This is a genomic window from Mesorhizobium sp. M0663, assembly GCF_040320585.1.
Lineage (GTDB): Bacteria > Pseudomonadota > Alphaproteobacteria > Rhizobiales > Rhizobiaceae > Mesorhizobium.
Window position 1 is genome coordinate 32,438 of sequence record NZ_JAMYPX010000013.1, and the last position, 21,494, is coordinate 53,931.

Here is a 21,494-nt window from a genome sequence, read left to right on the forward strand (position 1 = left end):
CGAATTGACAGGGGCGGCCCGTCGTGGTCCGGAACAGGCAAGCGATCGGGAAAGCAGGAATGACGCAGATACGGCCGAGGACGCCGCCGACCTTCGAGCAACTCAGGGCGATGGCCGGGCAGGAGTTGGGCGTTTCGGACTGGACGCTGGTCGATCAGCACCGCATCGACCAGTTTGCCGAATGCACGGGCGATCATCAATGGATCCATGTCGATCCCGAGCGGGCGAAGCGGCAAAGCCCGTTCCGCACCACGATCGCGCATGGCTATCTGACCCTGTCGATCATCGGCGCGCTGGCGCTCGAGATGGGGATCGTACCCGAAAACACGCAGGCCGCGTTCAACTACGGTTTCGACAAAGTGCGCTTCGTGGCGCCGGTCAGGGTCGGCTCGCGTATCAGGCTGCGCACCACGCTGTTGTCGATGGAAGACAAAGGTCCGGGGCAATATCTAATGAAGGCCGCCAATACGGTCGAGATCGAAGGCGAGCAGAGGCCGGCGCTGACCGCCGAGACGCTCGTCATGCTTTATGCACGCCGCAAGCGGGCAGGGGCCTGAGAGCACAGCCTCAGGCCAGCAGGGTTCCGGCAGCGCGAATCAACGCGACATCGCCTGTTCAAGCGCCCTGAAAATCCGGTCATCTCCGGACTGCGCGACGTTGAAGCGCATGAAACGGCTGGCCGACCGGGACAGGCTGAACGCATTGCCGGGCGCAAGCACGACGTTGGCCGACAAAGCGTGACGGGCGACGTCCGCGGCATCTATTCCCTCCGGCAGCCTGCACCATAAAAACATGCCGGCCGGCTGATCTATCCACGGCACGATGCTGATTGCCCTGAGCCGGGTGCCGGTTTCTTCCATGGCGCGCGAGAGCCGCGCGCGCAGCAGATCGACGTGCTTGCGATAGAGGCCGTCCTTCAGCAGCGTCAGCACCAGTTCGGATGCAAGTCGCCCGCTGCCAAAGGACGTGGCGATCTTGAGATCGGTCAATCCTTCCATCCAGTCGCGAGGAGCGGCGATGAAGCCGCAGCGCACCGATGCCGACAGCGTCTTGGAAAAGCTTCCGATATGGATGACCCTGCTGAGGCCGTCGAAGGCCGCCAGCCTGGGCGCGGACGTGTGTTCGAAATCGGCGAAGATATCGTCCTCGATGATCGTCAGCCCCGACTGGTCGGCGAGCTTCAGCACCCGATGGGCAACGACCGGGGACAATATCGCGCCGGTCGGATTATGGAGCGCCGAATTGGTGATGTAGAGGCGCGGCCGGTGCTCGTTCAGCGCCTGCGCGAACAGTTCGATGTCCGGCCCCGAGCGCGTGTAGGGGACGCTGATCACCTTGGCCCGATGGGCGCGCAACAGGGCATGGAAGTTGAAATAGCAGGGATCGTCGACCAACACCGTGTCACCCGGTTCGAGCAGGAACCGGCACAGCAGGTCGATCGCCTGAGTGCCCGATTCCGTCAGCATGATCTGGTCCGGGGAGGCTTCGATGCCGTGCTCGGCCATGCGCCGCGCCAGCAGATGGCGTAGCGCCGGCAAGCCGAGCGGCGTGCCGTAGTCGGTCAGCGCGGCGTCGTCGGCGCGGGCCGTCGTCCGCAGTGCCCGGCGCAATCCAGCCTCGGGCATCCATGTTGCCGGCAGCCAGCCGCAACCCGGTTTCAGGACGCCGTCGCCGGCTTCCAGCGATTGGCGCGAGACCCAGAGCGGGTCGACGGCACGGTCAAGCCTGGGGCCGATCTCGGCCAGCGACAACGGAGCCAACGGTCCGGCGGCATAGAAACCCGAGCCCGGCCGCGAGCGGATCATGCCTTCCGCCGCAAGACGCTCATAGGCTTCGACCACGGTGGATTTGGAAACCTGCATGGCCTTCGCAAACGCCCGGATCGAAGGCAGCCGCGTTCCCGGCGTCAGGCTGCGCGCGGCGATCCTGTGCCTGATCGTCACCATGACGCTTTCGACAAGCGTCCGGCTGCCTTCATCAGTTGTCGTCTGCTCATCCATCCGTACTGCTCGCCCTACCATGACGGTTTTGTCAAACTGTACCTGATTGTCTCTGGCGGAGCCAGACGCCCGGCCCGATAGAGGGCGAAATCAGCGGGGCATCGATGGACAAGGCGGCGAGTAGTTGGGCGGCGAGTAGTTGGGCGGCGAGTGGTTGGGCGGCGAGTGGCTGGGTCAACGGGTTCATAGGCGTGCTGATCTTCAGCGGTTCGCTTCCGGCGACGCGCGTGGCGGTGATGGATTTCGATCCGGTGTTCGTAACGGTCGCCCGTGCGGCTTCGGCGGGCATCCTCGGCCTGGCGCTGCTGCTCGTTTTTCGTCAGAAGCGCCCGGAGCGGCGAGATCTGTTCCCGCTGGCGATCGTGGCGCTTGGCGTCGTGGTCGGTTTTCCCCTGCTGACGGCGCTGGCGCTCAAGCACATCACGTCGGCTCACTCCATCATTTTCGTCGGCCTGTTGCCGTTGGCGACCGCGATCTTCGGTGTGGTTCGAGGCGGCGATCGCCCGAAGCCGGCGTTCTGGCTGTTCTCGTGCCTCGGCAGCGCCCTTGTCGCCGGTTTCGCAGTCACGCAAGGCCTGTCGGTCTCGCCGCTCGGCGACATCTTGATGCTGGCCGCCATCATCGTGTGCGGATTGGGCTATGCCGAAGGAGCGGCGCTGTCGCGCAAACTCGGCGGTTGGCAGGTGATTTCGTGGGCGCTGGTGCTGTCGCTGCCCCTCATGCTGGCGCTGACGTTCATCACCATGCCGCCGTCGCTCGAAAGTGCCGGCAGGGGCGCATGGATTGGTCTGGCCTATGTCTCGCTGTTCAGCATGCTGATCGGTTTCGTGTTCTGGTATCGCGGCCTGGCGCAAGGCGGCATCGCCGCGGTCGGGCAGTTGCAACTGCTGCAGCCCTTCTTCGGCCTGGGGCTGGCGGCAGCGCTGCTGCATGAGCAGGTCAGTCCCGCCATGATCGCCGTCACCGCCGCCGTCGTGCTTTGCGTCGTCGGTGCCAAGAGATATGCGAGATAGGTGCGCCGGCTGCCGGAGTTGCATGCGAACCGGGTGGAATCCTCAAGGATGCTTGGCAACGATATCAGTTCGCCCGGCAGTGGCGCGGGCTGAAAATACCGCAAGGATCAGCGCCATCAGCACCAGGCCCGTCGCCACCTGGAAGGTGACCTGCATCCCTCGTGCCGCTGCCGCAGGTGCCAACACTGCCAAGCCAGTGCCTTCCCCAGCCGATGCGAAGGCAAACACTGCGCCCATCACGGACGCACCGGTGATCAGGCCGAGATTGCGCGACAGATTGAGCAGGCCGGAGACGACGCCGCGCTGGTCGGATGCGACGCCCGTCATCACGGCCGAATTGTTGGAGGTCTGAAACAGGCTGTAGCCGGTGCAGACGATGATGATCGGCACGACATAGCCGGCAATACCGAATTCCGCCCGCGACAGAGCAAAGGTGCCAATAGCGAGATCGAACAGGCCGACGATCATGATCCGGTTCGCCCCGAAACGATCGACCAGGCGTCCGGCCGGCAGCGCCGCCAATGCGGTAACCAGAGGGCCGGTCGACAGAACCAGCCCGACCATGGCTGCGTCCAGCCCGAGCGCGCGCGACAGATAGAATGGTGCGACCACCAGTGTCGCCATCATCACCGTGGCGACGATCAGGTTCATGGCGAGGCTTGCGTTCAACGCCTGGTCGCGGAACCTCGCAGGTTGGATCAAAGGGTTCTGGACCCTTGTCTGCGCAATGACAAACAGCAGGCCAGCCACGGTTGCGGCAATCAGCAAGCCGACATTGAGAGAACCAAAACTGCCACGCCCAAGGGTCATGGCGAGCGCATAGGCGGCTAGCGTCAGCGCGAGCAAAGCCGTGCCGATCCCGTCGAAACCGCGCCGACCTGGCGTCTTTTTTCCGGCCGACAGGAAGCGCCAGGCAAGCGCAAAGGCCAGCACCCCCAACGGCAGATTGATGAGGAAGATCGCGCGCCAGCCGAGGCCGGCAATCAACAGTCCGCCAAGCGAGGGGCCAAGCGTGGTGCCGATCGCCGACATGGCGCCGAGCAGGCCCATGACGCTGCCGGTTTTATCCCGGGGAACCGCGTCGGCGACAAAGGCCAGCGTCAGAGCCATCATAATGGCCGCGCCGAGCCCCTGTGCCGCCCGTGCGGCGATCAGCAGCCAGAGCGTCGGCGCGAGCCCGCAAAGCACCGATGCGAAGGTGAACAGGGCAATGCCGCCGAGCAATAGCGGGCGGCGGCCGAATATATCGGCGAGCCGCCCGGCGCTTACGATCAAGGTGGTGATGGCGAGCAGATAGGCCAGGACGACCCATTGCACGAGCTGGAACGATGCGTCGAACGCCTGCATCAGCGATGGCAGCCCGACGCTGGCGATGCTGGTGGCGAGCGACGACAGCAGCGTTGAAAGCGACAGGCTTGCCAATGCCCATCGGGTCGAGCGTGCGCTCACCGGGGCAACTTCGTCCCAGGTCTTTTCAGCGGTCGATGCCAAGGTGAACTCCTTTGCCGGCAGCCCCCAATCGGAGCTGTCGGACGCTATTCCCTCGCATGATGTGGCGGAAGGCGCAGTATTTGCATCTTATTCGTGCATGAAACGCCACATCGCGGCCGAGCTGTGCTACGGTCCTTCCATGTCGTCGCCAGATCTCAATCTGCTTGTCGCCCTCGATGTGCTGCTGACCGAGGGCAGTGTGGCGCGCGCGGCCGGGCGGCTGCGCCTCAGTCCCTCGGCGATGAGCCGGACGTTGGCGCGGTTGCGCCAGGCGACAGGCGACCCATTGTTGGTCCGGGCCGGCCGTGGCCTGGTTGCGACGCCGCGCGCGCTCGAATTGCAGCAACAGGTAGGCCGAGTCGTTCAGGATGCGGAAGCGCTGCTGCGCCCGGCCAAGCTCCTCGACCTCTCTGCTCTCGACAAGGTCTTCACGCTGCGCGCCAACGAAAGTTTCGTCGAGGAGTTCGCACCGCGTCTTCTGACCCGTGTCGAAGCGGATGCACCTGGCGTGCGGCTGCGTTTTGCGCCGAAATCCGACAAGAACGACATGTCGTTGCGTGACGCGGCGGTTGATCTCGAAATCGGGGTTGCCAGTGAAACGAGCCCCGAAATGCGCATTCAGGCGCTGTTTCGCGACCGCTTCATCGGTGCGGTGCGAACGGGTCACAGGCTGGGCGAGGGCCCAATGACGCCGGAACGCTATGCGGCCGGCCGCCACATCAGCGTTTCGCGGCGTGGCCGCGAAAAGGGCCCGATCGACGAGGCCTTGAAACTGCTCGGTCTCCAGCGGACGATCGTGTGCATGGTTTCCAGCTTCTCGGCCACGCTCGCCATGGCGCGCGCCTCCGATCTGATCGCCAGCGTCCCCGAACGGCACACGCTGGGCGCGCGCACGGGCATGTACAGCTTCCCGTTGCCGGTCGATATCGAGGAGGTCACCATTTCGATGCTGTGGCATCCGCGACTCGATGCCGATCCGGCACAACGCTGGCTGCGAGCCTGCGTGCGGGAGGTCTGCGCGTCGTTTCGCTGATCCAGACTCAGGGCGTGATCTAGAATCTGGTCACCACGCCGATGCCTATGCCTTCGAAGCCGCCCATCGCCATCAATGCGGCCGGCGCCTCTTCGAGGCTGATCTTCTTGCCGACCAGCAGTTCGGGTTTCAGCTTGCCGGTGCGGATCATCTCCATCATCGCCTGGTAGCGGAAGGCCTGCATGCCGTGGCTGCCGCGGATTTCGAGCTCGAATGCGATCACCTTGTCCATCGGTATCTGCGGCCTGGCATGGTCGCCGAGCATCAGGCCGACCTGCACGTGGCGGCCGCGGCGGCGCAGGTTTGCGATCGAGTTGAACGAGGTACTGGGGTGGCCGAGCGCGTCCATCGACATGTGCGCGCCGCCATTGGTGATCTGCTTGACCGCCTTGACCACGTTCGGCGTCTTTGCCGCGTTGATCGTCGCCACCGCGCCGATCTTTTTGGCAAAGTCCAGCTTCTCGTCGGTGAGGTCGATGGCGACGACATTGGCGCCCATGGCGCTGGCGATCATGATCGCCGACAGGCCGACGCCGCCGCAGCCGTGCACCGCCACCCATTCGCCGGGCGTCACCCGGCCCTGGTCGACGATGGCGCGGAACGAGGTGACGAACCTGCAGCCGAGGCTGGCGGCGGTGGCGAATTCCATCTCATCGGGCAAGCGCACGAGATTGGTGTCGGCAGGGTCGATGGCGACATATTCGGCGAACGAACCCCAGGCAGTGAAGCCGGGCTGGAATTGGTGCTCGCACACCTGGTGATTGCCCGAGGTGCATTCGAAGCAGCGGCCGCAGCCGACGGCAAACGGCACGGTGACGCGCTCGCCGCCCTTCCAGCGGGTCACCTGGTTGCCTGCGGAGACCACGACGCCGGCCAGTTCGTGGCCCGGCACATGCGGCAGGCGGATGCCGTCGTCGTGGCCCATCCAGCCATGCCAGTCGCTGCGGCAGAGGCCGGTCGCCTCCACCTTGATGACGACGCCTTCCGGTGCCGGCTTCGGATCGGGAACGGTCTGGATCGTTGGCGTTTCGCCGAACTTTTCGAAGACGACGGCTTTCATCGGCAGTTCCTCATCACTTCATGCAATTTGCGGTCTATTCGGCATCGATCTGGTTCTCAGGCGCGGCCTTCTGGAACGCCGGCAGCGCCATGCAGGCGGCATTGATGCGCGAGATCGTCGGGTAGGGCGTCATGTCGACGCCGAAGCGGGCATTGCTGGTGACCTGTGCGACCAGGCAGATGTCGGCCAGCCCCGGCGTGTCGCCATGGCAGAATGTCTTGGTCTCGGGCGAGGAAGCCAGAATCTTTTCAAGCGGCTGGAAGCCTTCGTTGACCCAGTGCCGGAACCAGTTGACGACATCCTGGTCGCCGGCGCCGAACAGTGTGCGCAGCGAGGTCAGCACGCGCAGATTGTTCACCGGATGGATGTCGCAGGCGATCATCTGCGCCAGCATCCTGACGCGGGCGCGGCCAGGCGCATCCTTGGGCAGCAGCGGCGGCTCAGGCGTGGTCTCGTCGAAATATTCGATGATCGCCAGCGATTGCGTCAGCAGCGTGCCGTCGTCCAGGACCAGTGCCGGCACCAGCCCTTGCGGATTGACCGCGAGGTAGGCGGGTTCGAGATGCTCGCCGTGGCGCAAATGATGCGGCACGTAGTCGTAGGACAGGCCCTTCATCTCCAGCGCGATCCGCACCCGGTAAGAGGTCGAGGAGCGGTAGTAGTTATGGAGGACGATGTCGCTCATCGGATCGGTTGGCCGATGGTCAGTTCGATTTCGCCGATGCCGTCGACGCCACCGGTGATCTTTTCGCCCGGCCCGACGGCGCCGACGCCAGCCGGTGTTCCGGTGAAGATCAGGTCGCCGGGCTTAAGCTCTAGCGCCTCGCTGCAAATCGAGACGATGTCGGGAACCGGCCAGATCAGTTCGGCAAGGTCGCCGTCCTGCCTGATCTCGCCGTCGACCGCGAGCCAGATGCAGCCCTTTTCGGGATGACCGGATTTTTGCGCCGGGACCAGCGGGCCGCAGGGCGCTGAACGGTCGAAGGCTTTCGACCAGTCCCACGGCCTTGCCGCCTTTTTCGCCTCGTCCTGAAGGTCGCGGCGAGTCAGGTCGACGCCGACGCCGTAGCCCCAGACATGGTCCAGCGCGCGCTCGCGCGGGATGCGAAAGCCGGCTCTGCCGATCGCGACGACCAGCTCGATTTCGTGATGCAGGTTTTGGGTCAGTGGCGGGTAGGGGATCGTGGTGCCCGAACCGACCACCGAGTCGACCACTGCGTCGCCTGGTTTGGTGAAGAAGAAGGGAGGGTCGCGCTCGTCATTGCCGAGCTCGCGGGCATGGGCTGCGTAGTTGCGGCCAACGCAGAAGATCCGGCGCACCGCAAAACGCTCCGGCGAGCCGGCCACGGCCACCGACGGGGTTGCGGGCAAGGGAAGGACGAAGCCGGTCATGCACTGTCTCTGTTCAGTGGATATGTCGCTGGCACATTCGACCGATTTGGCCGGTCGGGCAAGGCATTGCATCGCGCAAAGGCTAGGCCTGCCGCGTTGCGTCGCGGAAATCGCCGGTACATTTTGCTCTGCCGGCCAAGATGGCAATGTACTATTTGGGAACAAGCCGGCCACGGCGCGAAGCGCCTGCCGCCAACGCCTGAGACTGTCGACCGTTGGTTTCGGGGAACGGACATGACAGCCCCTTTCGGTCCGTCCCCCTACTTCGGGCGTGTCGTTATCTCGCACTTGCACAAAGCTCTGGTGCGCTGCAATATAGCTGGAGGAATGCGGCCTCCAGCCCACCTTTCGCAGGTTCAATGAAGGGACCGGCATGACGGACATCTCCGCGACGCGTCTTGTCGTGTCCAGGCCTGTGGCCGATAGCTCGGCAAGAACCAGGCTTGCCTATCTCGACGGCTGGCGCGGCCTGTCGATCGCGCTGGTGCTGATCGGCCATTTCTTCCCCGTTCCCGGCATCAATCTCGGCGTCCTGGGCGTCGAATTCTTCTTCGTGCTCAGCGGCCGGCTGATGGCCGAGATCCTGTTTGTCGAATACTATCCGCTGAAGAAATTCTTCAAGCGCCGGTTCTCCCGCATCTACCCGGCACTGCTGATTTTTGTCGTCGCCGCGATGGTTGCCTTGTCCGGCACATTCATCGCCTTCAAGTCGAAGGCGGCGCTGACGGCGCTGACGTTCACCTACAACTATGCCGGAATTCTCGTCACCCGCGCCGGCGCGCTCGACCATATCTGGTCGCTCTGCGTCGAAGAGCACGCCTATATCATCCTGGCGCTGATCAGCGTCGTCGTCTCGGGGCGGTCCCGGGTCATCATGTTGCTCGGTGCATTGTCGGTGCTGGCCATGGCAAACGGCGCCATCTCCTACTGGGTGCTCGCAATAGGCTACGAGGGCACCTATTGGCGCACCGACGTGCACATCGCCTCGATCCTGCTGTCGGCGGTGATATGCCTGCTCAAGGCCGACGACAGGCTGCCGGCGCTGCTCAAGGGGCCGCATGTCGCCCTGGCGGCCTCAGTAGTGGCTGTGCTCCTTTTCATGGCTGCCGTGCCAACCCCGATCCACTATCTGCTCGCGGTGCCGCTGCTGGCGCTCGCCGTCAATTCGCTCGACTTCAGCAGCCGGTATCTGACCGGGTTTCTATCGTCCCTGCCGATGACGATGCTGGGGCTGTGGTCGTATTCGCTCTATCTTTGGCAGCAGCCTTTTTATCAATTCGTCGACATAAAAGGCAGTTCGCCGTGGTTGATGCTGGCGGCGGCGTTCGCTTGCGCGCTGTGCAGCTACTACATCATCGAAAAGCCGGCCCGCTCCTGGCTGAACCGCAATTGGTAGGGCGAACGGCGCCCGCCGTTCAGCCGGCGATCCGTCTTGCATAATACCGCACGGCTTTCCTGCCGCCGTGGATTACCGCGTCGCCCACTTCCGCAAAGCCGAGTGCGGCATGGAAGGCGTCCGAAGCCGGATTGGGTGGCTCGGCATTGACTTCGCAGGTGACGATCGCCTGGCCCGCGCGTGACGCCTGCTCGAACAGATCCTCATACAGCCGGCGGGCATGGCCGCGGCCGCGCGCTTTGGCGCCGACCACGACGCGGTCGACGTAGACGAACCGCGGATAGCGCTCGCGAAACCACAGGAAGTTGGGGCTGTCGTAGCTCGCGTCCTGGTCGAAGGTCATGATGAAGGCTTCGAGTGCACCGATGCGGCGCGTGTAAAACGCTTCGCCGAGCAGGAAGGACAGGCGCTCAGGTTCGAGCCATGATAATTCCGCAGCGTGCTCGTTGTTGAGCGCGAGGATGGCGGGCTCATCCTGCGGCGAAACCCGTTCGATCGGCAAACGCATTTCGATCATGTTTTTTCTTCGATCTTCCAGGATCATGTCCGGGCAGCGGCGATGGTCGCCGCCACCAGCGCCTCGTCGGTCACGGTGTTGCGGTATTCGCGGTCGAGGTCGGTGCCGCCCATGCCGACTTTCGGGTTGCGGTAGCGCATGGCACTCGGCACGTCCTTGAGCGCGGCGAAGTGCATTTCGCTCAACCCGGTTTTCCTCCGCACCTTGCTGATGTTCTCGGGATCAAGCCCGCCGCAGCCGAGGATGATGATGCGGTCGCCGGCCTGCCTGACAAGCTCGGCGAGCAGGTCCGCGCCTTCCAGTGCCGTGTCGCGCTGGCCGCTGGTCAGCACGCGGCCGACCTTGCAGCGGATCAGCGCTTCCAGCGCCTCGGTCGGGTCGCGGGTCATGTCGAAGGCGCGGTGGCAGGTGACGTTCAAGCGTCCCGCCGCCTTAACCAATTCGCTCATGCGCTGTTCGTCGATAGTGCCGTCGGCAGCGAGGCAACCGACGACGACACCGGCGACGCCGAGCTCGGCAAGCGCGCCGACATCGGCGAGCATCGAACGATATTCGGCTTCGCCATACAGAAAATCGCCGCCGCGCGGCCGCACGATGACGTGGAACGGGATCGTCGCCAGCTCGAGCGCGGCGCGCACCGTGCCGAAGCTCGGCGTGATGCCGCCCTCGATCAGGCTGGCACAGAGCTCGACACGGTCGGCGCCTGCGGCTTGCGCGGCCAGCAGGCCGTCTATGCCTTCGACGCAGATCTCGATCAACGGGAGGCGAGGGCGTTCGGTCTCGGTCATGGGCGATCCGTCGATGATTTCAGCTGGCCAGCGGTAGCATCGGGCATGGTGCGATGAAAGCCGGAAGTGTTGGCTCAACACGCGACAGGGCGGCCGGCGGTGCTCCAATTTTGCCGCTTGACACATCCATAACCGTTCAGCTATATGTCGATTCATAGCTAGCGAGTTATTGATTGATTAACAGCACAGCCGGCCGAAAGCTGAAATGTGTGGCCGGCAAAAACACGCCTAAGGAGACCACCATGCAAGCACGATTGAAAAACCCGGTGATGCTCATTCCCGGCGCCTTGCAGGCGTTGCTCGCGCTGGACAAGTCGACGGAGACGGCCGACCTGTCCTATGTGACGCGCAAGCTCGTCCATTTACGCGCCAGCCAGATCAATGGATGCAGCGTGTGTATCGATATGCATGCGCGCGAATTGAAGAAGGCCGGCGAAAAGGACGAGCGCGTCTTCACCGTGTCAGCCTGGCGCGAAACACCTTACTTCACCGACGCCGAACGCGCCGCACTGGCGCTGACCGAGGCGGCAACCCGGTTGGCCGACCGGCCGGATCCGGTGCCGGATGCAGTCTGGGACGAGGCCGCCCGGCACTATGACGAAAAGGCGCTTGCCGCCCTGGTCGTCCAGATTGCCCTGATCAACGCATTCAACCGGCTCAACGCAACCACCAGGCAGATGGTCGGCGCCTGGGGCTGAACGGGGCCGGGTTCTCGAAAAGCCACTTCAGATCCGCAGCTTGTGCGAATTCGCGCGGACGAAGTCGATGAAGGCCCGCAGCTTCGGCGGTACCAGGCGGCGGCTCGGATAATAGAGGTGGAGCGGCTCGTAAGCGGGACAGAAAGGCTCCAGCACCTTGACCAGCGCGCCTGAGGCGAGAAGCGGCACGGCGAGGCCCTCGACCGCGAAGGCGAGGCCCAGCCCTTGCGCGGCGGCGGTAATGCACAGCGGAAGTGTGTTCACGACCAGACATGCGTCCGGCGTGAATGCGACTTCGCGTCCATCCACGGTGAACTCCCAGGGCGAAATCGCGCGCGTGCGGGTGAGGGCGAATGCGATGCAGCGATGGGCGGCGAGGTCGGCCGGCCGCTTCGGTGTGCCTTTGCGCGCCAGATAATCGGGGCTACCCACCACGACCATCTGCAGTGGCCCGCCCAGACGCGCGCCGATCATGTCTTTCTCGAGAAGCTCGCCGATGCGCAGGCCGGCATCGAAGCCGTCGGCGGCGATGTCGACGAAGCTGTCGTCGAAAATCAGACTAAGCCGCACTTCGGGATAAGCATCCATGAACGGCCGCATCAATGGCTCTATCAGCAGCGGCGCGGCGATCCAGGGCAAGCTGAGGCGCAGCGTGCCGGCGGGACGGTCGCGGCTCTCGCGCAGAGCCGCACCAGCCGCCCAGATGTCTTCGGCTGCCGGACGCACGTGGTCGAGGTAGTGGGCGCCAGCCTCGGTCAAGCCAACGCTGCGGGTCGTGCGGTTGAGCAGCCGCACCCCCAGACGCTCCTCGAGCCCCTTGACCGCCTCGCTCAACGAGGCCGGAGCGACGCCGAGCTCGGCGGCGGCGCGGGTGAAGCTCCTGGCCTGGGCGACTTTCACGAAGGCGACGATGCCGCTGAATTGGTCGAAGCGCATTGTAAGGATTTTCCAAATAGCCCTGTCGAACTCTACTGGTTTTTCCGGCGAACAAAAGGCGTCATGTTGGGGTCCGACGAACGAGCCTCGGTGTTGGGAACGGCTCGAACGGGCAAGGAGACAGAACCGATGACAAGGCTCGCTTTACTCGCCGCCGGCACTCTTCTGGCGGTGTCTGCCGCCCCGGCGCACAGCGGGCCACTGGAAGACCGCAATATCCAGCTCATCAAAGACTATTACGCAGCTTACGCGACCGGCAATCCCGAGGCCGTGCGGCCCTTCCTCGCGCCCGACATCGTGTGGCGCATTCCCGGTCATCATCCGCTCGCCGGCGACAAGCGCGGGCCGGACGAGGTGGTCGCCTTCTTCCGCGGCCTGGCCGACGGCAAGTTCAAGGCCGGGCCGATCTTCTTCCAGGCGCAGGGCGACCTCGTCGTCGACGTCCATCGCGGCTGGTCGAATGTCGGCTCAGGTCCCGAGATCGACCAGCTCTACGCGCTGATGTTCCGCATCAAGGACGGCAAGATCGCCGAGGCACAGAATTTTTTGACCGACATGTATCAGTCAGACGCTTTCTACTGGGCGCATTACCCGCTGAAGCCGCTGCCCGGCCGACTGGCTGGCGAGCGCTGAGACGGCGGTCTTTCTCGCAACGCGCAGCGCTTCTCACTCCAAGCCAAAGGAGATTTGCGAATGCTTAAAACCCTGACACTTGCCGTAGCAACCACCGCCGCGCTCGCCGCCTCCAATGCCGTCGCCGCACCGCGCGTCGAGCGCGTCACATTCTCCTCGCATGGTGAGCAGCTTGTCGGCGACATCTATCTGCCAGAGGATCTGGACGCGGCAAAACCTCGGCCGGCGCTGGTCGTGACCGGCGCCTGGATGACGGTGAAGGAACAGATGCCGGCCCGCTATGCCCGCGAGATGGCCGATCGCGGCTTCGTCGCCTTGACCTTCGATTTTCGCGGCTGGGGCGAAAGCGGCGGCATGCGCCGCCAGTACGAGGACCCTAACGCCAAGATCGCCGACATCGAAGCGGCGGTCGCCTATCTCGCGACCCGGCCCGAGACCGATCAGGACCGCATCGGCGGGCTCGGCATTTGCGCCAGCTCCGGCTATATGGTCACCGCCGCGGCAGGAAACGCCGCGATCAAGTCGGTCGCCCTCGTTGCGCCCTGGTTACAGGATGCCGAAGTGGTCGAGCAGACCTATGGCGGCAAGGAAGGCGTCGCCAGGCTCGAAGCCACGAGCGATGCGGCCGAGGCCGAGTATCGCCGCACCGGCAGACAGGCGTTACTGCCGGCCGCCAGCCTGAGCGACGAGCGCGCGATCATGTTCAAGATGCCCTATTACACCGAGCCCGTTACACCGAGCCCGATCGCGGCATGATTCCGGCCTGGCGCAACGAGGCCGATCCGGCGTTCTGGCGCGGCTGGTTGAGGTTCGATGCGATCCGGGCGGCTCCGCGCCTGAACCAGCCTTTTCTGATGGTGCACAGCGAGGCGGCTGCCATTCCGCAGGGTGCGCACAAATTCTACGCGGGGCTGACCAGCTCCAAGCAGGAGCTGTGGCTCGACAATGTCACCCAATTCGATTTCTACGATCGTGCCACGCCGGTGAAGGCGGCGAGCGATGCCGTCGCCGCGCATTTCCGCGCAACGCTGGGCGGTGCGGGGGAGGCGGGACAATGAGCCTCGTCACCCGCCGGTATGTCCTGGTCTCGGCGGTTTCAGCCGCGATGGTTTCCGCTATCTCGGCGCCCGCCGCGAGCGCATCGGGAGATGCGCTGACGGTCAAAGATAGGATCGCAATCGCCGAGGCGATTGCCGGGATCGGCCTCTATGCCGATCTGCGTGAATGGGACCGGGTCAGATCCTATCTCGCGGCCCGTGTCACGACCGACTACACCAGCCTCTTCGGCGGCGAGGTCACGACCAGCGGCTGCGACGCGCTGATCGCCCAATGGCAAGCGCTGCTGCCGGGCTTCGACGCCACCCAGCACCTCATCACCAACATCATTGTCGAAGGCGGGGATAACGGTGCGGTTGCGCGCAGCCATGTCCGCGCAACCCACTGGATCGGCGGGCGGTTCTGGACGGTCGGCGGCAGCTATCTCCACCGGCTGGTGCGGACGCCGGAAGGTTGGCGCGTCAAGGCAATCTCCATCCGCCGCTTGTACGAAGAGGGGGATCGCGCCGTGCTGGCCGCCGCCGCCGGCCGGGTAAAGGCGGAGGCCAAATGAGTGTTCGGGTTTGCGCATGCCCAGTCGCGCGGCGAGGTTGCTCGGAGCATCGGCAACGTGAATATTGATCGAAATGTCGGGGCAGGCTTGGCGCATGCGGCATTAGTGCCGCCAACCGCGGAGACAGGACATGACCCTTTCATTGCAGGAGGTTTCCGATAGGCTTGAGATCGAACAGCTGCTTGTTCGCTATTGCTATGCGGTGGACGATCGCGACTGGGAAGCCTATCGCAAAATATTCACACCCGATGCCGTGCTTGACGACACTGTAACAGGTGGAATCAGGAGCGGTGTGGATGAGCATGTTGCTTACATGAAAGGCGCCCTTTCCAAGATATTGATCTCGCAGCACGCCATTTCGACAATCCTTCTGGATCTCCGAGGGGATGAGGCCAGCGCGCGCGTGCATTGTTCATGCCCGATGGTGGTCGACCTCGGCGAAGGCAAAAGGCAGGTCTTCTTCCAGGGGCTTTGGTATCGAGACCGCGTCGTACGCACGTCCGAGGGCTGGCGCATAAGTGAACTTGTCGAGAAAGGCTATTGGAATCACAATTTGCCTGAGGGGTTCGCGTTCTGACGTCTGTTACGCGCTGTGCTGGATCCGCCCCGGACGCCGTTTTCAGACGTGGCAGCTACTGGCGCAACACCGTGTTCTTGGTACCTTCTTCGACCTGGTCGATGACCAGCAGCTTGACCGGATCGGCGCCGACATTGGTCGCCTGATGCCATTGCCCGATCATCTCGATGATGAAATCACCTGTTTGATAGGTGTTGCTCTTGCCGGTCTCGACGTTGGTGACCTGAAGCGTGCCGGCCTCGACATAGGCATAGCGCGGAAACGGATGCTTGTGGACCGGCAAGGTCGCGCCCGGCGCGATCTGATAGGCCGAGACCAGGACCTGGACGTTCTTCTGCGGCAGCGTGATCGGCTGGCCGGACGCGGTCTCGGTGTGAGAGGCAAGCGGGGTCACGATGACCGGCGTGCCGCTGGCATCCAGCGCCTGGGCGCTGTTTGCAAACAGTGGAGCCGCGAGCAGCAGCATCGATGCCAAGATTTTTCGCATGATTCCCCCCGAGCTGCGTCAGCATTGCGCAGCAAGCATTGGCGCGCAAGCTTGTCTGTTCAGGAGCGCCTTATCCCGCTCTTCTGAACATGCCCGGCGTCATGCCATGCATAGCCCGGAATGTACGGGAAAGATGGCTCTGGTCGGCGAAACCCGCCGCGATGGCGGCGTCGGCGAGGCCAAATCCCTGTTCGATCAGCGCACTCGCCCGGCGCAATCGCCGGTCGCGGATATAGGCCGCCGGCGTCAGGCCGATCGCCTTGTTGAAGTCGCGGATGACCTGGAATCGGGTCACGCCAGCCGCGCCGGCTAGCCGCTTGAGGTCGAGCTGCGAGCCAAGCTCGCTTTCGACAAGATCGCGGTAGAGCGAGAACCGCCGCTGCGATCCGGAGCTTTCGATCTCTTCGGCCTGTCCGCTCGAGTCGCCATGCCGAACGATCAGCCGTCGCAGCGCCACGAGCAGGGACGTCTCGGCCGTCATTGTGTCCGGGGATGTCGAGCCCTGGTGTGCTGCCATCAATGCTGCGGCGAGACTGCTGTCTTCGATAGTCGCGCGCGAAAATACTGGAGCGCCGTCGCGGCCGAGTTCGCGGGTAAGCGCGGTCATCATCGGCACCGAAGGATAAAACGTCCGGTAGGCCCAGCCTTCATCCGCCCCGCGTTCGCCGTCATGCCACTCCTCGGGATTGACGACGGCAATGGTGCCTGCCGGAGCGAGAACGCTTTTGCGGCCGATGCGAATGCGCTCGCAGCCAGAGGTGATCAGGGCGATCACATAGGTCGGGTGCGTGTGCAAGTCATAGCGGTGCCGGGTGAAGCGCGCCTCGAACAGGCCCAGGTCGGGGAAGCACGGATGGCGCCAGTATTTCCCGGTCTCTGCCGCTTCGTTTGTCCTTGCCATGGTCAATCCGGTTCAAGACGCCTCTCGCCGGGCCTTCTATGGCAGGCAAACCAAGCCGCTTTTTGTCGGCGGAAAGGAGGCATCATGTTGCATAATGACCCCGTCGCCGCGCTGACACCAGAGGTTATAGGCTGGCGGCACCATATCCATGCCAATCCGGAACTCGCATTCAATGAATACGAAACGGCGCGTTTCGTTGCAGAGAAGCTGCGCTCCTTCGGCGTCGACGAGGTGCATGAAGGGATCGGCGGCACCGGCGTCGTCGGTGTCCTGCGCAGCGGCGCTGGAACGTGCGCTATCGGCCTTCGCGCCGAGCTCGACGCGCTTCCGGTGCTGGAGAAAACCGGCCTGTCCTATGCTTCGAGGCAAGAGGGCGTGATGCACGCCTGCGGCCATGACGGCCACGCCGCCATGCTGCTCGGCGCCGCCAAACTGCTCAGTCAATCGCGCGCCTTCGACGGAGCCGTCACTTTCATCTTTCAGCCGGCCGAGGAAAACGAGGGCGGCAGCATGCGCATGATCGAGGACGGCCTGTTCAAGCGCTTTCCGGTCGAAGCGGTCTATGCGGTTCACAACTGGCCGGGCATCAGGCTGGGGACGATCGCCGCCCGCGTCGGGCCGCAAATGGCGGCCGTCGATAATTTCGAACTGACCTTTGAGGGTCTTGGCGCTCATGCCGCCATGCCGCAGCTCGGGGATGACCCGATCCTGGCCGCGGGCGCCTTCGTGCAAGCCGTCCAGCGCATCGTCAGCCGCTCGGTCGACCCTCAGAGCGCGCTTGTCGTCAGCATCACGCAGATTCATGGCGGCAATGTCGGCAATATCGTGCCGGGCAAGGTCTGGCTGCAAGGCACCTGCCGCTTCTTCGAGCACGGCCTTTCCGACCATTGCGAGAGGCTGATCGGCGAGATCGCACAAGGTATTGCCGCCGCGCATTCGCTCAAGGCCAGGCTCGACTACAGGAAGGGCTATCCGCCGCTGATCAATACGGCCGATGCGACGGCCCGCGCCGTCGAGGCCGCCGCCTCCGTCGTCGGCCGGGAGAATGTCTTGACCGAGTTCAGCCCCAGTCTCGGCTGCGAGGATTTCGCTTTCATGATCCGCGCCGCCGGCGGCTGCTATGCGTGGATCGGCGCCGGCGAGGTCGGCCCGGGCGAAGGCCTGCACGGCGACCGCTACGTTTTCAACGACGAGATCGTGCCGACGGTGATGCGCTATTACGTCAACCTCGTCGAGCAGACGCTTCCGCGGGCCGATCCTTCCACAGCAGTTTTTCCGGCGTGATCGGCAACTCCCGGATCCGCTTGCCTGTGGCGTCGAAGACGGCGTTGGCAACAGCAGCGGCAACGCCGGTGGCGCCGAGTTCGCCGATGCCTTTGCCGCCGATCGGGCTGGCATGCTCGTCCACCTCATCGACGAAGTGGATTATGATGTCGCCGGGAATGTCGGCGTTGACCGGAATGGCGACTCCGGAAAGGTTCTTCGACAGGAACCGGCCAAGCACCGGTTCGTGCCTGCTCTGCTCCATTGCCGCCATGCCCCAGCCCCAGATGATGCCGCCCGTCATCTGGCTGCGTGCGGTGCGGGGATTGACGATGCGGCCGGCGCTGTAGCTGCCCACGGCGCGACGAAGCCTGAGCAGGCCGAGCCCCGGATCGACGCCGACCTCCATGAAAATCGCGCCGAAAGTGCGCATCGCGAGGCCTTTGCCATGCTGCGCCGGATCGAACGAGCCGGAGCCGGTGATCTCGCCGATGTCGGTATGGCTCATCACGTCGGCGATCGTCTGACCGCCGGCAGCGCCTCTGCGGCGAATCTTGCCGTCCTGCATCTCGACCTCGTCCGGCAGCAGATTGGCAAGACGGGCAAGCTGCGAACGCGCATCTTCGGCAGCGGCAAGCACCGCCGCGCCCACCCCCATGGTCGATGACGAGCCATAGGTCGGTCCCGCCTCCGGCAGCTGTGTATCGCCCATTTCCATCTCAATCCTCTCCATCGGCAGGCCCAGCACGTCGGCCGCGATCTGCGGAAAGATGGTGAGTGTTCCGGTCCCTATGTCCTGGGTGCCGGTGCGGATGAGCACCGTGCCATCTCGGTGCAACCTGACCTCGGCTGCAGGCGTCGGGTTGCGGAAACAGCCCATGCTGCAGGTCGCCATGCCGTAGCCGATCAGCCAATCGCCGTCGCGTTGCGGCTTGCGCGGGCGCTCGCGCCAGCCGAACAGGCGGGCGCCTTCCTCATAAGCCTCGCGCAGCTTCTTCGACGACCAGGGCTGGCCGGTGGCCGGATCCGTGTCCGCATGGTTGACCAGACGCAGGTCGAGCGGATCGATGCCGAGGCGGTGGGCGAGCTCGTCCATCGCGCTTTCAAGCGCCCAGGTGCCCGGACCCTCGACCGGCGCGCGCAGCGGCGTCGGCATGGCGACGTTTGCGCGCTCCACGCGCTGGCTGAGACGCATGGCCGGCGTGGCGTAGAGACCCTTCGAGGCTTCGGTGGCGAACTCGACGAAATCGTCGGTCACGGTGGTCAGGTTGACCACGTCCTGCTGCACGGCCGTCAGCTTGCCCGACCTGTCCGCCGCCAGCACGATCTTCTGTGCCATGCGCGGCTGATACCCGAGGCAGGAATAGGCATTGGCGCGGCTGAGCGCCAGCCTGACCGGGCGCTGCATGATGCGCGCGGCGGCGGCGGCCAGCACCTGATGCGGCCAGATCCAGCCCTTGCCGCCGAAGCCGCCGCCGGTATGGCGGGAAATCACGCGGACCTTCTCGGCCGGGACATTCATGCGGGCGGCAACCACCTGGCGGACACCGTAGACGTGTTGCGTGGCGTCGTGCAGCGTCAGCTCTCCGTCATTCCATTCGGCGAGCGTCGCCGAGGGCTCCATGGCGTTGTGATGGCGCGACGGCTGCAGGTAGACGGCTTCGACCATGGCGGCGGCGTCAGCAAGCCCGCGGTCGACCGCGCCCTTGGTAAACGTCGGCTCCAGGAACAGGAAGCCGCTCTCCCTCGGCACGACCGCAGCCTTGTCGATGGCGGTCCACTCCGGCGGTGCCGGCAATTCCGGCTCGGCGAACTCGTAGCGCAATGCGACGCGGCGGGCACCGGCCTCCGCTGCCTCCAGCGTCTCGCCCAGCACAATGGCAAGCGGCTGACCCTCGTGACGTATCTCGTCGCCCTGCATGGGCATGAAGCTCTGCGCTGCCGGCGGGCCTTCGGCCTGCTGCATCTGCGTATCCGGCTCGGCCCTCGGCGATGCGAACCGGCCGAATTTGGGCATGTCCTCATGCGTGAGCACACGCACGACGCCTTCCTCGGCGAGCGCGTCGTCGACCATGATCGACGTCACGCGGCCGGCGGGAACGGGCGCGGTCACCAGCACCGCATGGAGCAGATCGGGGGCAAAATAGTCGGCCGCATAGCGGGCGCGGCCGGTCACCTTGACGCCGCCGTCAGGGCGGGCAACAGGCTGGCTGATCATCATGACGGCATCCTCGCTGCTCTTTCGATCGCCCGCAAAGCGGCGGTCTTGGCCAGTTCGATCTTGTAGGCGTTCTGCGACAAGGGACGCGCTTCGGCGAAGGATTGCTCGATAGCGGTGCTCAACGCCTCGCGATCGCCGATTTCGGCACCGGCGAGCTGCTGGTCGGCGGCGCTCAGCGCCACGGCCGCAGCGCGACGGACCCCAGCGCCAGGGCCGCCCGACGGATGGTTTGGCCGTCCATCTCCAGCACAGCGGCGGCAGAGACGATGGCGTATTCGTAGGATTCGCGCTCGCGCACCTTGAGGTAAGCCGATCGCGGCGCCGGCGCCGGCAGCTCGATTGCCGTGATCAGTTCGCCTTGCTGCAACACATTGTCTGCCTCGGGCCGCGTGTCGGGAAGCAGGTGGAATTCCGCTGCCGGAATGCGCCGGCCGCCGCTGCGGTGCGCGGTGACGATGACCGCATCAAGTGCTGCCAGCGCCACCGCCGGGTCGGATGGCTGGGTGGCGACGCAATCCTCGGTCCAGCCGAATATCGCGTGATTGTCCTTGATGCCATGCAATGCCGAGCAGCCGGAGCCGAGCTGACGCTTGTTGCATGGCAACTGCTCTTCGGCACGGAAATAGGCACAGCGCGTCTTCTGCAGAAGATTGCCGCCTATCGTTGCTAGGTTTCTCAGCTGCGGCGATGCGGCGTTGAGGATCGCCTGGCTCAACACCGGATAGTCGCGCATGACCAGCGCATGCTGCGCGACATCGTTGAGATGCGTCAGCGCGCCGATCGTCAAGCCGCCGCCGGGCAGTGCCTCGACCTGATCCAGCCCGTCGAGGCGGGAGATGTCGATGATCCGGGTCGGCTCGGCAATGCCAAGGCGCAGCCAGTTGAGCAATTCGGTGCCGCCGGCGAGAAAGGCGCTGTCCGGCGCGGCACCGGCTGCGATCGTTTCGCCCAGGCTGTCGGCGCGCGCATAGACGAATGGGGTCATTGGCTCGCCCTCCCGGCTGCTGAGCGCACCGCCTCGACGATTTGCGGATAGGCCGAGCAGCGACACAGATTGCCGCTCATCCATTCGCGGATCTCCGCATCGGAGCCGGTGTGTCCCTCCTCGATCAGCGCCGCCGCCGACATCACCTGGCCGGGCGTGCAGAATCCGCACTGGAAACCATCATGATCGATGAACGCCTGCTGCACGGGATGAAGCGCATCGCCGTTTGCCAGGCCTTCGATCGTCGTGACCTCGCGTCCCTCGCAGGACACGGCAAGTATCATGCAGGCATTCACACGCCGTTCGTCGAGATGCACGGTGCAGGCGCCGCACTCGCCGAAATTGCATCCCTTTTTCGTTCCGGTCAGATGCAGCCGCTCGCGCAGCAGGTCGAGCAGCGTGACGCGGGGATCGAGATCGGAAAGGCTGTGATCCTCTCCGTTCACCCGCAACCTCAATAGGTGCCGATCGTGGAAGTTCATGTGGGGTACCTC

25 protein-coding genes are annotated in these 21,494 nt (G+C 64.5%); 11 read left to right on the forward strand and 14 right to left on the reverse strand.

Annotation, left to right across the window (positions count from 1 at the left end; translation table 11 throughout):
* Positions 1-59: 59 nt before the first annotated feature.
* Positions 60-557 (forward strand): MaoC family dehydratase, encoded by a 498-nt coding sequence (locus tag NKI54_RS21345; protein WP_023676428.1) that lies wholly within the window; start codon positions 60-62, stop codon positions 555-557.
* 39 nt (positions 558-596) lie between these two features.
* Here NKI54_RS21345 and NKI54_RS21350 read toward each other — a convergent pair whose 3' ends face one another.
* Positions 597-2,000 (reverse strand): aminotransferase-like domain-containing protein, encoded by a 1,404-nt coding sequence (locus NKI54_RS21350; protein WP_352517638.1) that lies wholly within the window; start codon positions 1,998-2,000, stop codon positions 597-599.
* Positions 2,001-2,104: 104 nt separating this feature from the next.
* Between NKI54_RS21350 and NKI54_RS21355 the strand changes: the two genes are divergently transcribed.
* Positions 2,105-3,013, forward strand: a complete 909-nt coding sequence (locus tag NKI54_RS21355) for a DMT family transporter (protein WP_023676426.1) — start codon at positions 2,105-2,107, stop codon at positions 3,011-3,013.
* A gap of 42 nt (positions 3,014-3,055) precedes the next feature.
* Here NKI54_RS21355 and NKI54_RS21360 read toward each other — a convergent pair whose 3' ends face one another.
* Positions 3,056-4,504: an MFS transporter gene (locus NKI54_RS21360; RefSeq protein WP_023676425.1), complete on the reverse strand. Its 1,449-nt coding sequence runs from the start codon at positions 4,502-4,504 to the stop codon at positions 3,056-3,058.
* Between the two features lie 139 nt (positions 4,505-4,643).
* Here NKI54_RS21360 and NKI54_RS21365 point away from each other — a divergent pair, with 139 nt between their 5' ends.
* Positions 4,644-5,537, forward strand: coding sequence for a LysR family transcriptional regulator (locus NKI54_RS21365; protein WP_023676424.1), 894 nt, complete (start codon positions 4,644-4,646; stop codon positions 5,535-5,537).
* Between the two features lie 19 nt (positions 5,538-5,556).
* Here the strand turns inward: NKI54_RS21365 and NKI54_RS21370 are convergent, their stop codons facing one another.
* Genes NKI54_RS21370 through NKI54_RS21380 form a run of 3 tightly spaced genes read right to left on the reverse strand, consistent with a single transcriptional unit; the run spans position 5,557 to position 7,989 of the window.
* Positions 5,557-6,597, reverse strand: coding sequence for a zinc-dependent alcohol dehydrogenase family protein (locus NKI54_RS21370; protein ID WP_352692339.1), 1,041 nt, complete (start codon positions 6,595-6,597; stop codon positions 5,557-5,559).
* Positions 6,598-6,631: 34 nt separating this feature from the next.
* Positions 6,632-7,282, reverse strand: coding sequence for a maleylacetoacetate isomerase (maiA, locus tag NKI54_RS21375; protein ID WP_023676422.1), 651 nt, complete (start codon positions 7,280-7,282; stop codon positions 6,632-6,634).
* Complete coding sequence (locus tag NKI54_RS21380) at positions 7,279-7,989, reverse strand: fumarylacetoacetate hydrolase family protein (protein ID WP_023676421.1); 711 nt, start codon at positions 7,987-7,989, stop codon at positions 7,279-7,281. The genes maiA and NKI54_RS21380 overlap by 4 nt, the downstream gene beginning before the upstream one ends.
* A 373-nt stretch (positions 7,990-8,362) precedes the next feature.
* On the opposite strand from NKI54_RS21380, the gene NKI54_RS21385 reads away from it, so the two are divergent.
* Complete coding sequence (locus tag NKI54_RS21385; protein WP_352568886.1) at positions 8,363-9,385, forward strand: acyltransferase family protein; 1,023 nt, start codon at positions 8,363-8,365, stop codon at positions 9,383-9,385.
* A gap of 19 nt (positions 9,386-9,404) precedes the next feature.
* Here the strand turns inward: NKI54_RS21385 and NKI54_RS21390 are convergent, their stop codons facing one another.
* A complete protein-coding gene (locus NKI54_RS21390) occupies positions 9,405-9,893 on the reverse strand; it encodes a GNAT family N-acetyltransferase (RefSeq protein ID WP_023676419.1) in 489 nt (162 codons plus the stop codon).
* A 32-nt stretch (positions 9,894-9,925) separates the two neighbouring features.
* Entirely contained in the window at positions 9,926-10,690 is a 765-nt protein-coding gene (locus NKI54_RS21395) for a copper homeostasis protein CutC (protein WP_023676418.1), read from the reverse strand.
* Between the two features lie 242 nt (positions 10,691-10,932).
* On the opposite strand from NKI54_RS21395, the gene NKI54_RS21400 reads away from it, so the two are divergent.
* A complete protein-coding gene (locus NKI54_RS21400; RefSeq protein ID WP_023720025.1) occupies positions 10,933-11,388 on the forward strand; it encodes a carboxymuconolactone decarboxylase family protein in 456 nt (151 codons plus the stop codon).
* Between the two features lie 27 nt (positions 11,389-11,415).
* On the opposite strand, the gene NKI54_RS21405 is transcribed toward NKI54_RS21400, so the two are convergent.
* A complete protein-coding gene (locus tag NKI54_RS21405) occupies positions 11,416-12,324 on the reverse strand; it encodes a LysR family transcriptional regulator (protein WP_352635547.1) in 909 nt (302 codons plus the stop codon).
* A gap of 129 nt (positions 12,325-12,453) precedes the next feature.
* Between NKI54_RS21405 and NKI54_RS21410 the strand changes: the two genes are divergently transcribed.
* The 5 genes from NKI54_RS21410 (at position 12,454) to NKI54_RS21430 (ending at position 15,143) form a co-directional block, all read left to right on the forward strand.
* Positions 12,454-12,957, forward strand: a complete 504-nt coding sequence (locus NKI54_RS21410) for a nuclear transport factor 2 family protein (protein WP_352635545.1) — start codon at positions 12,454-12,456, stop codon at positions 12,955-12,957.
* A gap of 60 nt (positions 12,958-13,017) precedes the next feature.
* On the forward strand, positions 13,018-13,713 hold the full coding sequence (locus NKI54_RS21415; protein WP_352635543.1) for an alpha/beta hydrolase: 696 nt from the start codon (positions 13,018-13,020) through the stop codon (positions 13,711-13,713).
* A complete protein-coding gene (locus NKI54_RS21420) occupies positions 13,710-14,015 on the forward strand; it encodes an alpha/beta hydrolase family protein (RefSeq protein ID WP_352635541.1) in 306 nt (101 codons plus the stop codon). The genes NKI54_RS21415 and NKI54_RS21420 overlap by 4 nt, the downstream gene beginning before the upstream one ends.
* The gene (locus NKI54_RS21425; RefSeq protein ID WP_352635539.1) at positions 14,012-14,566 is read left to right on the forward strand and encodes a nuclear transport factor 2 family protein; all 555 of its coding nucleotides are present in this window, start codon (positions 14,012-14,014) and stop codon (positions 14,564-14,566) included. The genes NKI54_RS21420 and NKI54_RS21425 overlap by 4 nt, the downstream gene beginning before the upstream one ends.
* Positions 14,567-14,696: 130 nt before the next feature.
* The gene (locus NKI54_RS21430) at positions 14,697-15,143 is read left to right on the forward strand and encodes a nuclear transport factor 2 family protein (protein ID WP_352635537.1); all 447 of its coding nucleotides are present in this window, start codon (positions 14,697-14,699) and stop codon (positions 15,141-15,143) included.
* Positions 15,144-15,198: 55 nt separating this feature from the next.
* Here NKI54_RS21430 and NKI54_RS21435 read toward each other — a convergent pair whose 3' ends face one another.
* Entirely contained in the window at positions 15,199-15,630 is a 432-nt protein-coding gene (locus tag NKI54_RS21435; protein ID WP_352635535.1) for a cupin domain-containing protein, read from the reverse strand.
* Positions 15,631-15,700: 70 nt separating this feature from the next.
* Positions 15,701-16,531, reverse strand: coding sequence for an AraC family transcriptional regulator (locus tag NKI54_RS21440; protein WP_352635533.1), 831 nt, complete (start codon positions 16,529-16,531; stop codon positions 15,701-15,703).
* 84 nt (positions 16,532-16,615) lie between these two features.
* On the opposite strand from NKI54_RS21440, the gene NKI54_RS21445 reads away from it, so the two are divergent.
* The gene (locus tag NKI54_RS21445) at positions 16,616-17,815 is read left to right on the forward strand and encodes an amidohydrolase (RefSeq protein ID WP_352635531.1); all 1,200 of its coding nucleotides are present in this window, start codon (positions 16,616-16,618) and stop codon (positions 17,813-17,815) included.
* Here the strand turns inward: NKI54_RS21445 and NKI54_RS21450 are convergent.
* From NKI54_RS21450 to NKI54_RS21465, 4 genes are read right to left on the reverse strand one after another with little or no spacing between them, the layout of a single operon-like run.
* Positions 17,754-20,015, reverse strand: a complete 2,262-nt coding sequence (locus NKI54_RS21450; RefSeq protein WP_352635529.1) for a xanthine dehydrogenase family protein molybdopterin-binding subunit — start codon at positions 20,013-20,015, stop codon at positions 17,754-17,756. The genes NKI54_RS21445 and NKI54_RS21450 overlap by 62 nt on opposite strands.
* A complete protein-coding gene (locus NKI54_RS21455; protein WP_352692340.1) occupies positions 20,012-20,197 on the reverse strand; it encodes a hypothetical protein in 186 nt (61 codons plus the stop codon). Before NKI54_RS21455 ends, NKI54_RS21450 begins: the two co-directional genes overlap by 4 nt.
* Positions 20,188-21,000, reverse strand: a complete 813-nt coding sequence (locus NKI54_RS21460) for an FAD binding domain-containing protein (RefSeq protein ID WP_352692341.1) — start codon at positions 20,998-21,000, stop codon at positions 20,188-20,190. Before NKI54_RS21460 ends, NKI54_RS21455 begins: the two co-directional genes overlap by 10 nt.
* The gene (locus NKI54_RS21465) at positions 20,997-21,482 is read right to left on the reverse strand and encodes a (2Fe-2S)-binding protein (protein ID WP_023676406.1); all 486 of its coding nucleotides are present in this window, start codon (positions 21,480-21,482) and stop codon (positions 20,997-20,999) included. The genes NKI54_RS21460 and NKI54_RS21465 overlap by 4 nt, the downstream gene beginning before the upstream one ends.
* Positions 21,483-21,494: the final 12 nt, after the last annotated feature.

Bases quoted from the DNA above. Each gene is read 5' to 3' on its own strand.
- NKI54_RS21345 (WP_023676428.1), top strand. From the start codon at position 60: ATGACGCAGATACGGCCGAGGACGCCGCCGACCTTCGAGCAACTCAGG.
- NKI54_RS21350 (WP_352517638.1), bottom strand. From the start codon at position 2,000: ATGGATGAGCAGACGACAACTGATGAAGGCAGCCGGACGCTTGTCGAA.
- NKI54_RS21355 (WP_023676426.1), top strand. From the start codon at position 2,105: ATGGACAAGGCGGCGAGTAGTTGGGCGGCGAGTAGTTGGGCGGCGAGT.
- NKI54_RS21365 (WP_023676424.1), top strand. From the start codon at position 4,644: ATGTCGTCGCCAGATCTCAATCTGCTTGTCGCCCTCGATGTGCTGCTG.
- NKI54_RS21370 (WP_352692339.1), bottom strand. From the start codon at position 6,597: ATGAAAGCCGTCGTCTTCGAAAAGTTCGGCGAAACGCCAACGATCCAG.
- maiA (WP_023676422.1), bottom strand. From the start codon at position 7,282: ATGAGCGACATCGTCCTCCATAACTACTACCGCTCCTCGACCTCTTAC.
- NKI54_RS21380 (WP_023676421.1), bottom strand. From the start codon at position 7,989: ATGACCGGCTTCGTCCTTCCCTTGCCCGCAACCCCGTCGGTGGCCGTG.
- NKI54_RS21385 (WP_352568886.1), top strand. From the start codon at position 8,363: ATGACGGACATCTCCGCGACGCGTCTTGTCGTGTCCAGGCCTGTGGCC.
- NKI54_RS21390 (WP_023676419.1), bottom strand. From the start codon at position 9,893: ATGCGTTTGCCGATCGAACGGGTTTCGCCGCAGGATGAGCCCGCCATC.
- NKI54_RS21395 (WP_023676418.1), bottom strand. From the start codon at position 10,690: ATGACCGAGACCGAACGCCCTCGCCTCCCGTTGATCGAGATCTGCGTC.
- NKI54_RS21400 (WP_023720025.1), top strand. From the start codon at position 10,933: ATGCAAGCACGATTGAAAAACCCGGTGATGCTCATTCCCGGCGCCTTG.
- NKI54_RS21405 (WP_352635547.1), bottom strand. From the start codon at position 12,324: ATGCGCTTCGACCAATTCAGCGGCATCGTCGCCTTCGTGAAAGTCGCC.
- NKI54_RS21410 (WP_352635545.1), top strand. From the start codon at position 12,454: ATGACAAGGCTCGCTTTACTCGCCGCCGGCACTCTTCTGGCGGTGTCT.
- NKI54_RS21415 (WP_352635543.1), top strand. From the start codon at position 13,018: ATGCTTAAAACCCTGACACTTGCCGTAGCAACCACCGCCGCGCTCGCC.
- NKI54_RS21420 (WP_352635541.1), top strand. From the start codon at position 13,710: ATGATTCCGGCCTGGCGCAACGAGGCCGATCCGGCGTTCTGGCGCGGC.
- NKI54_RS21425 (WP_352635539.1), top strand. From the start codon at position 14,012: ATGAGCCTCGTCACCCGCCGGTATGTCCTGGTCTCGGCGGTTTCAGCC.
- NKI54_RS21430 (WP_352635537.1), top strand. From the start codon at position 14,697: ATGACCCTTTCATTGCAGGAGGTTTCCGATAGGCTTGAGATCGAACAG.
- NKI54_RS21435 (WP_352635535.1), bottom strand. From the start codon at position 15,630: ATGCGAAAAATCTTGGCATCGATGCTGCTGCTCGCGGCTCCACTGTTT.
- NKI54_RS21440 (WP_352635533.1), bottom strand. From the start codon at position 16,531: ATGGCAAGGACAAACGAAGCGGCAGAGACCGGGAAATACTGGCGCCAT.
- NKI54_RS21445 (WP_352635531.1), top strand. From the start codon at position 16,616: ATGTTGCATAATGACCCCGTCGCCGCGCTGACACCAGAGGTTATAGGC.
- NKI54_RS21450 (WP_352635529.1), bottom strand. From the start codon at position 20,015: ATGATGATCAGCCAGCCTGTTGCCCGCCCTGACGGCGGCGTCAAGGTG.
- NKI54_RS21460 (WP_352692341.1), bottom strand. From the start codon at position 21,000: ATGACCCCATTCGTCTATGCGCGCGCCGACAGCCTGGGCGAAACGATC.
- NKI54_RS21465 (WP_023676406.1), bottom strand. From the start codon at position 21,482: ATGAACTTCCACGATCGGCACCTATTGAGGTTGCGGGTGAACGGAGAG.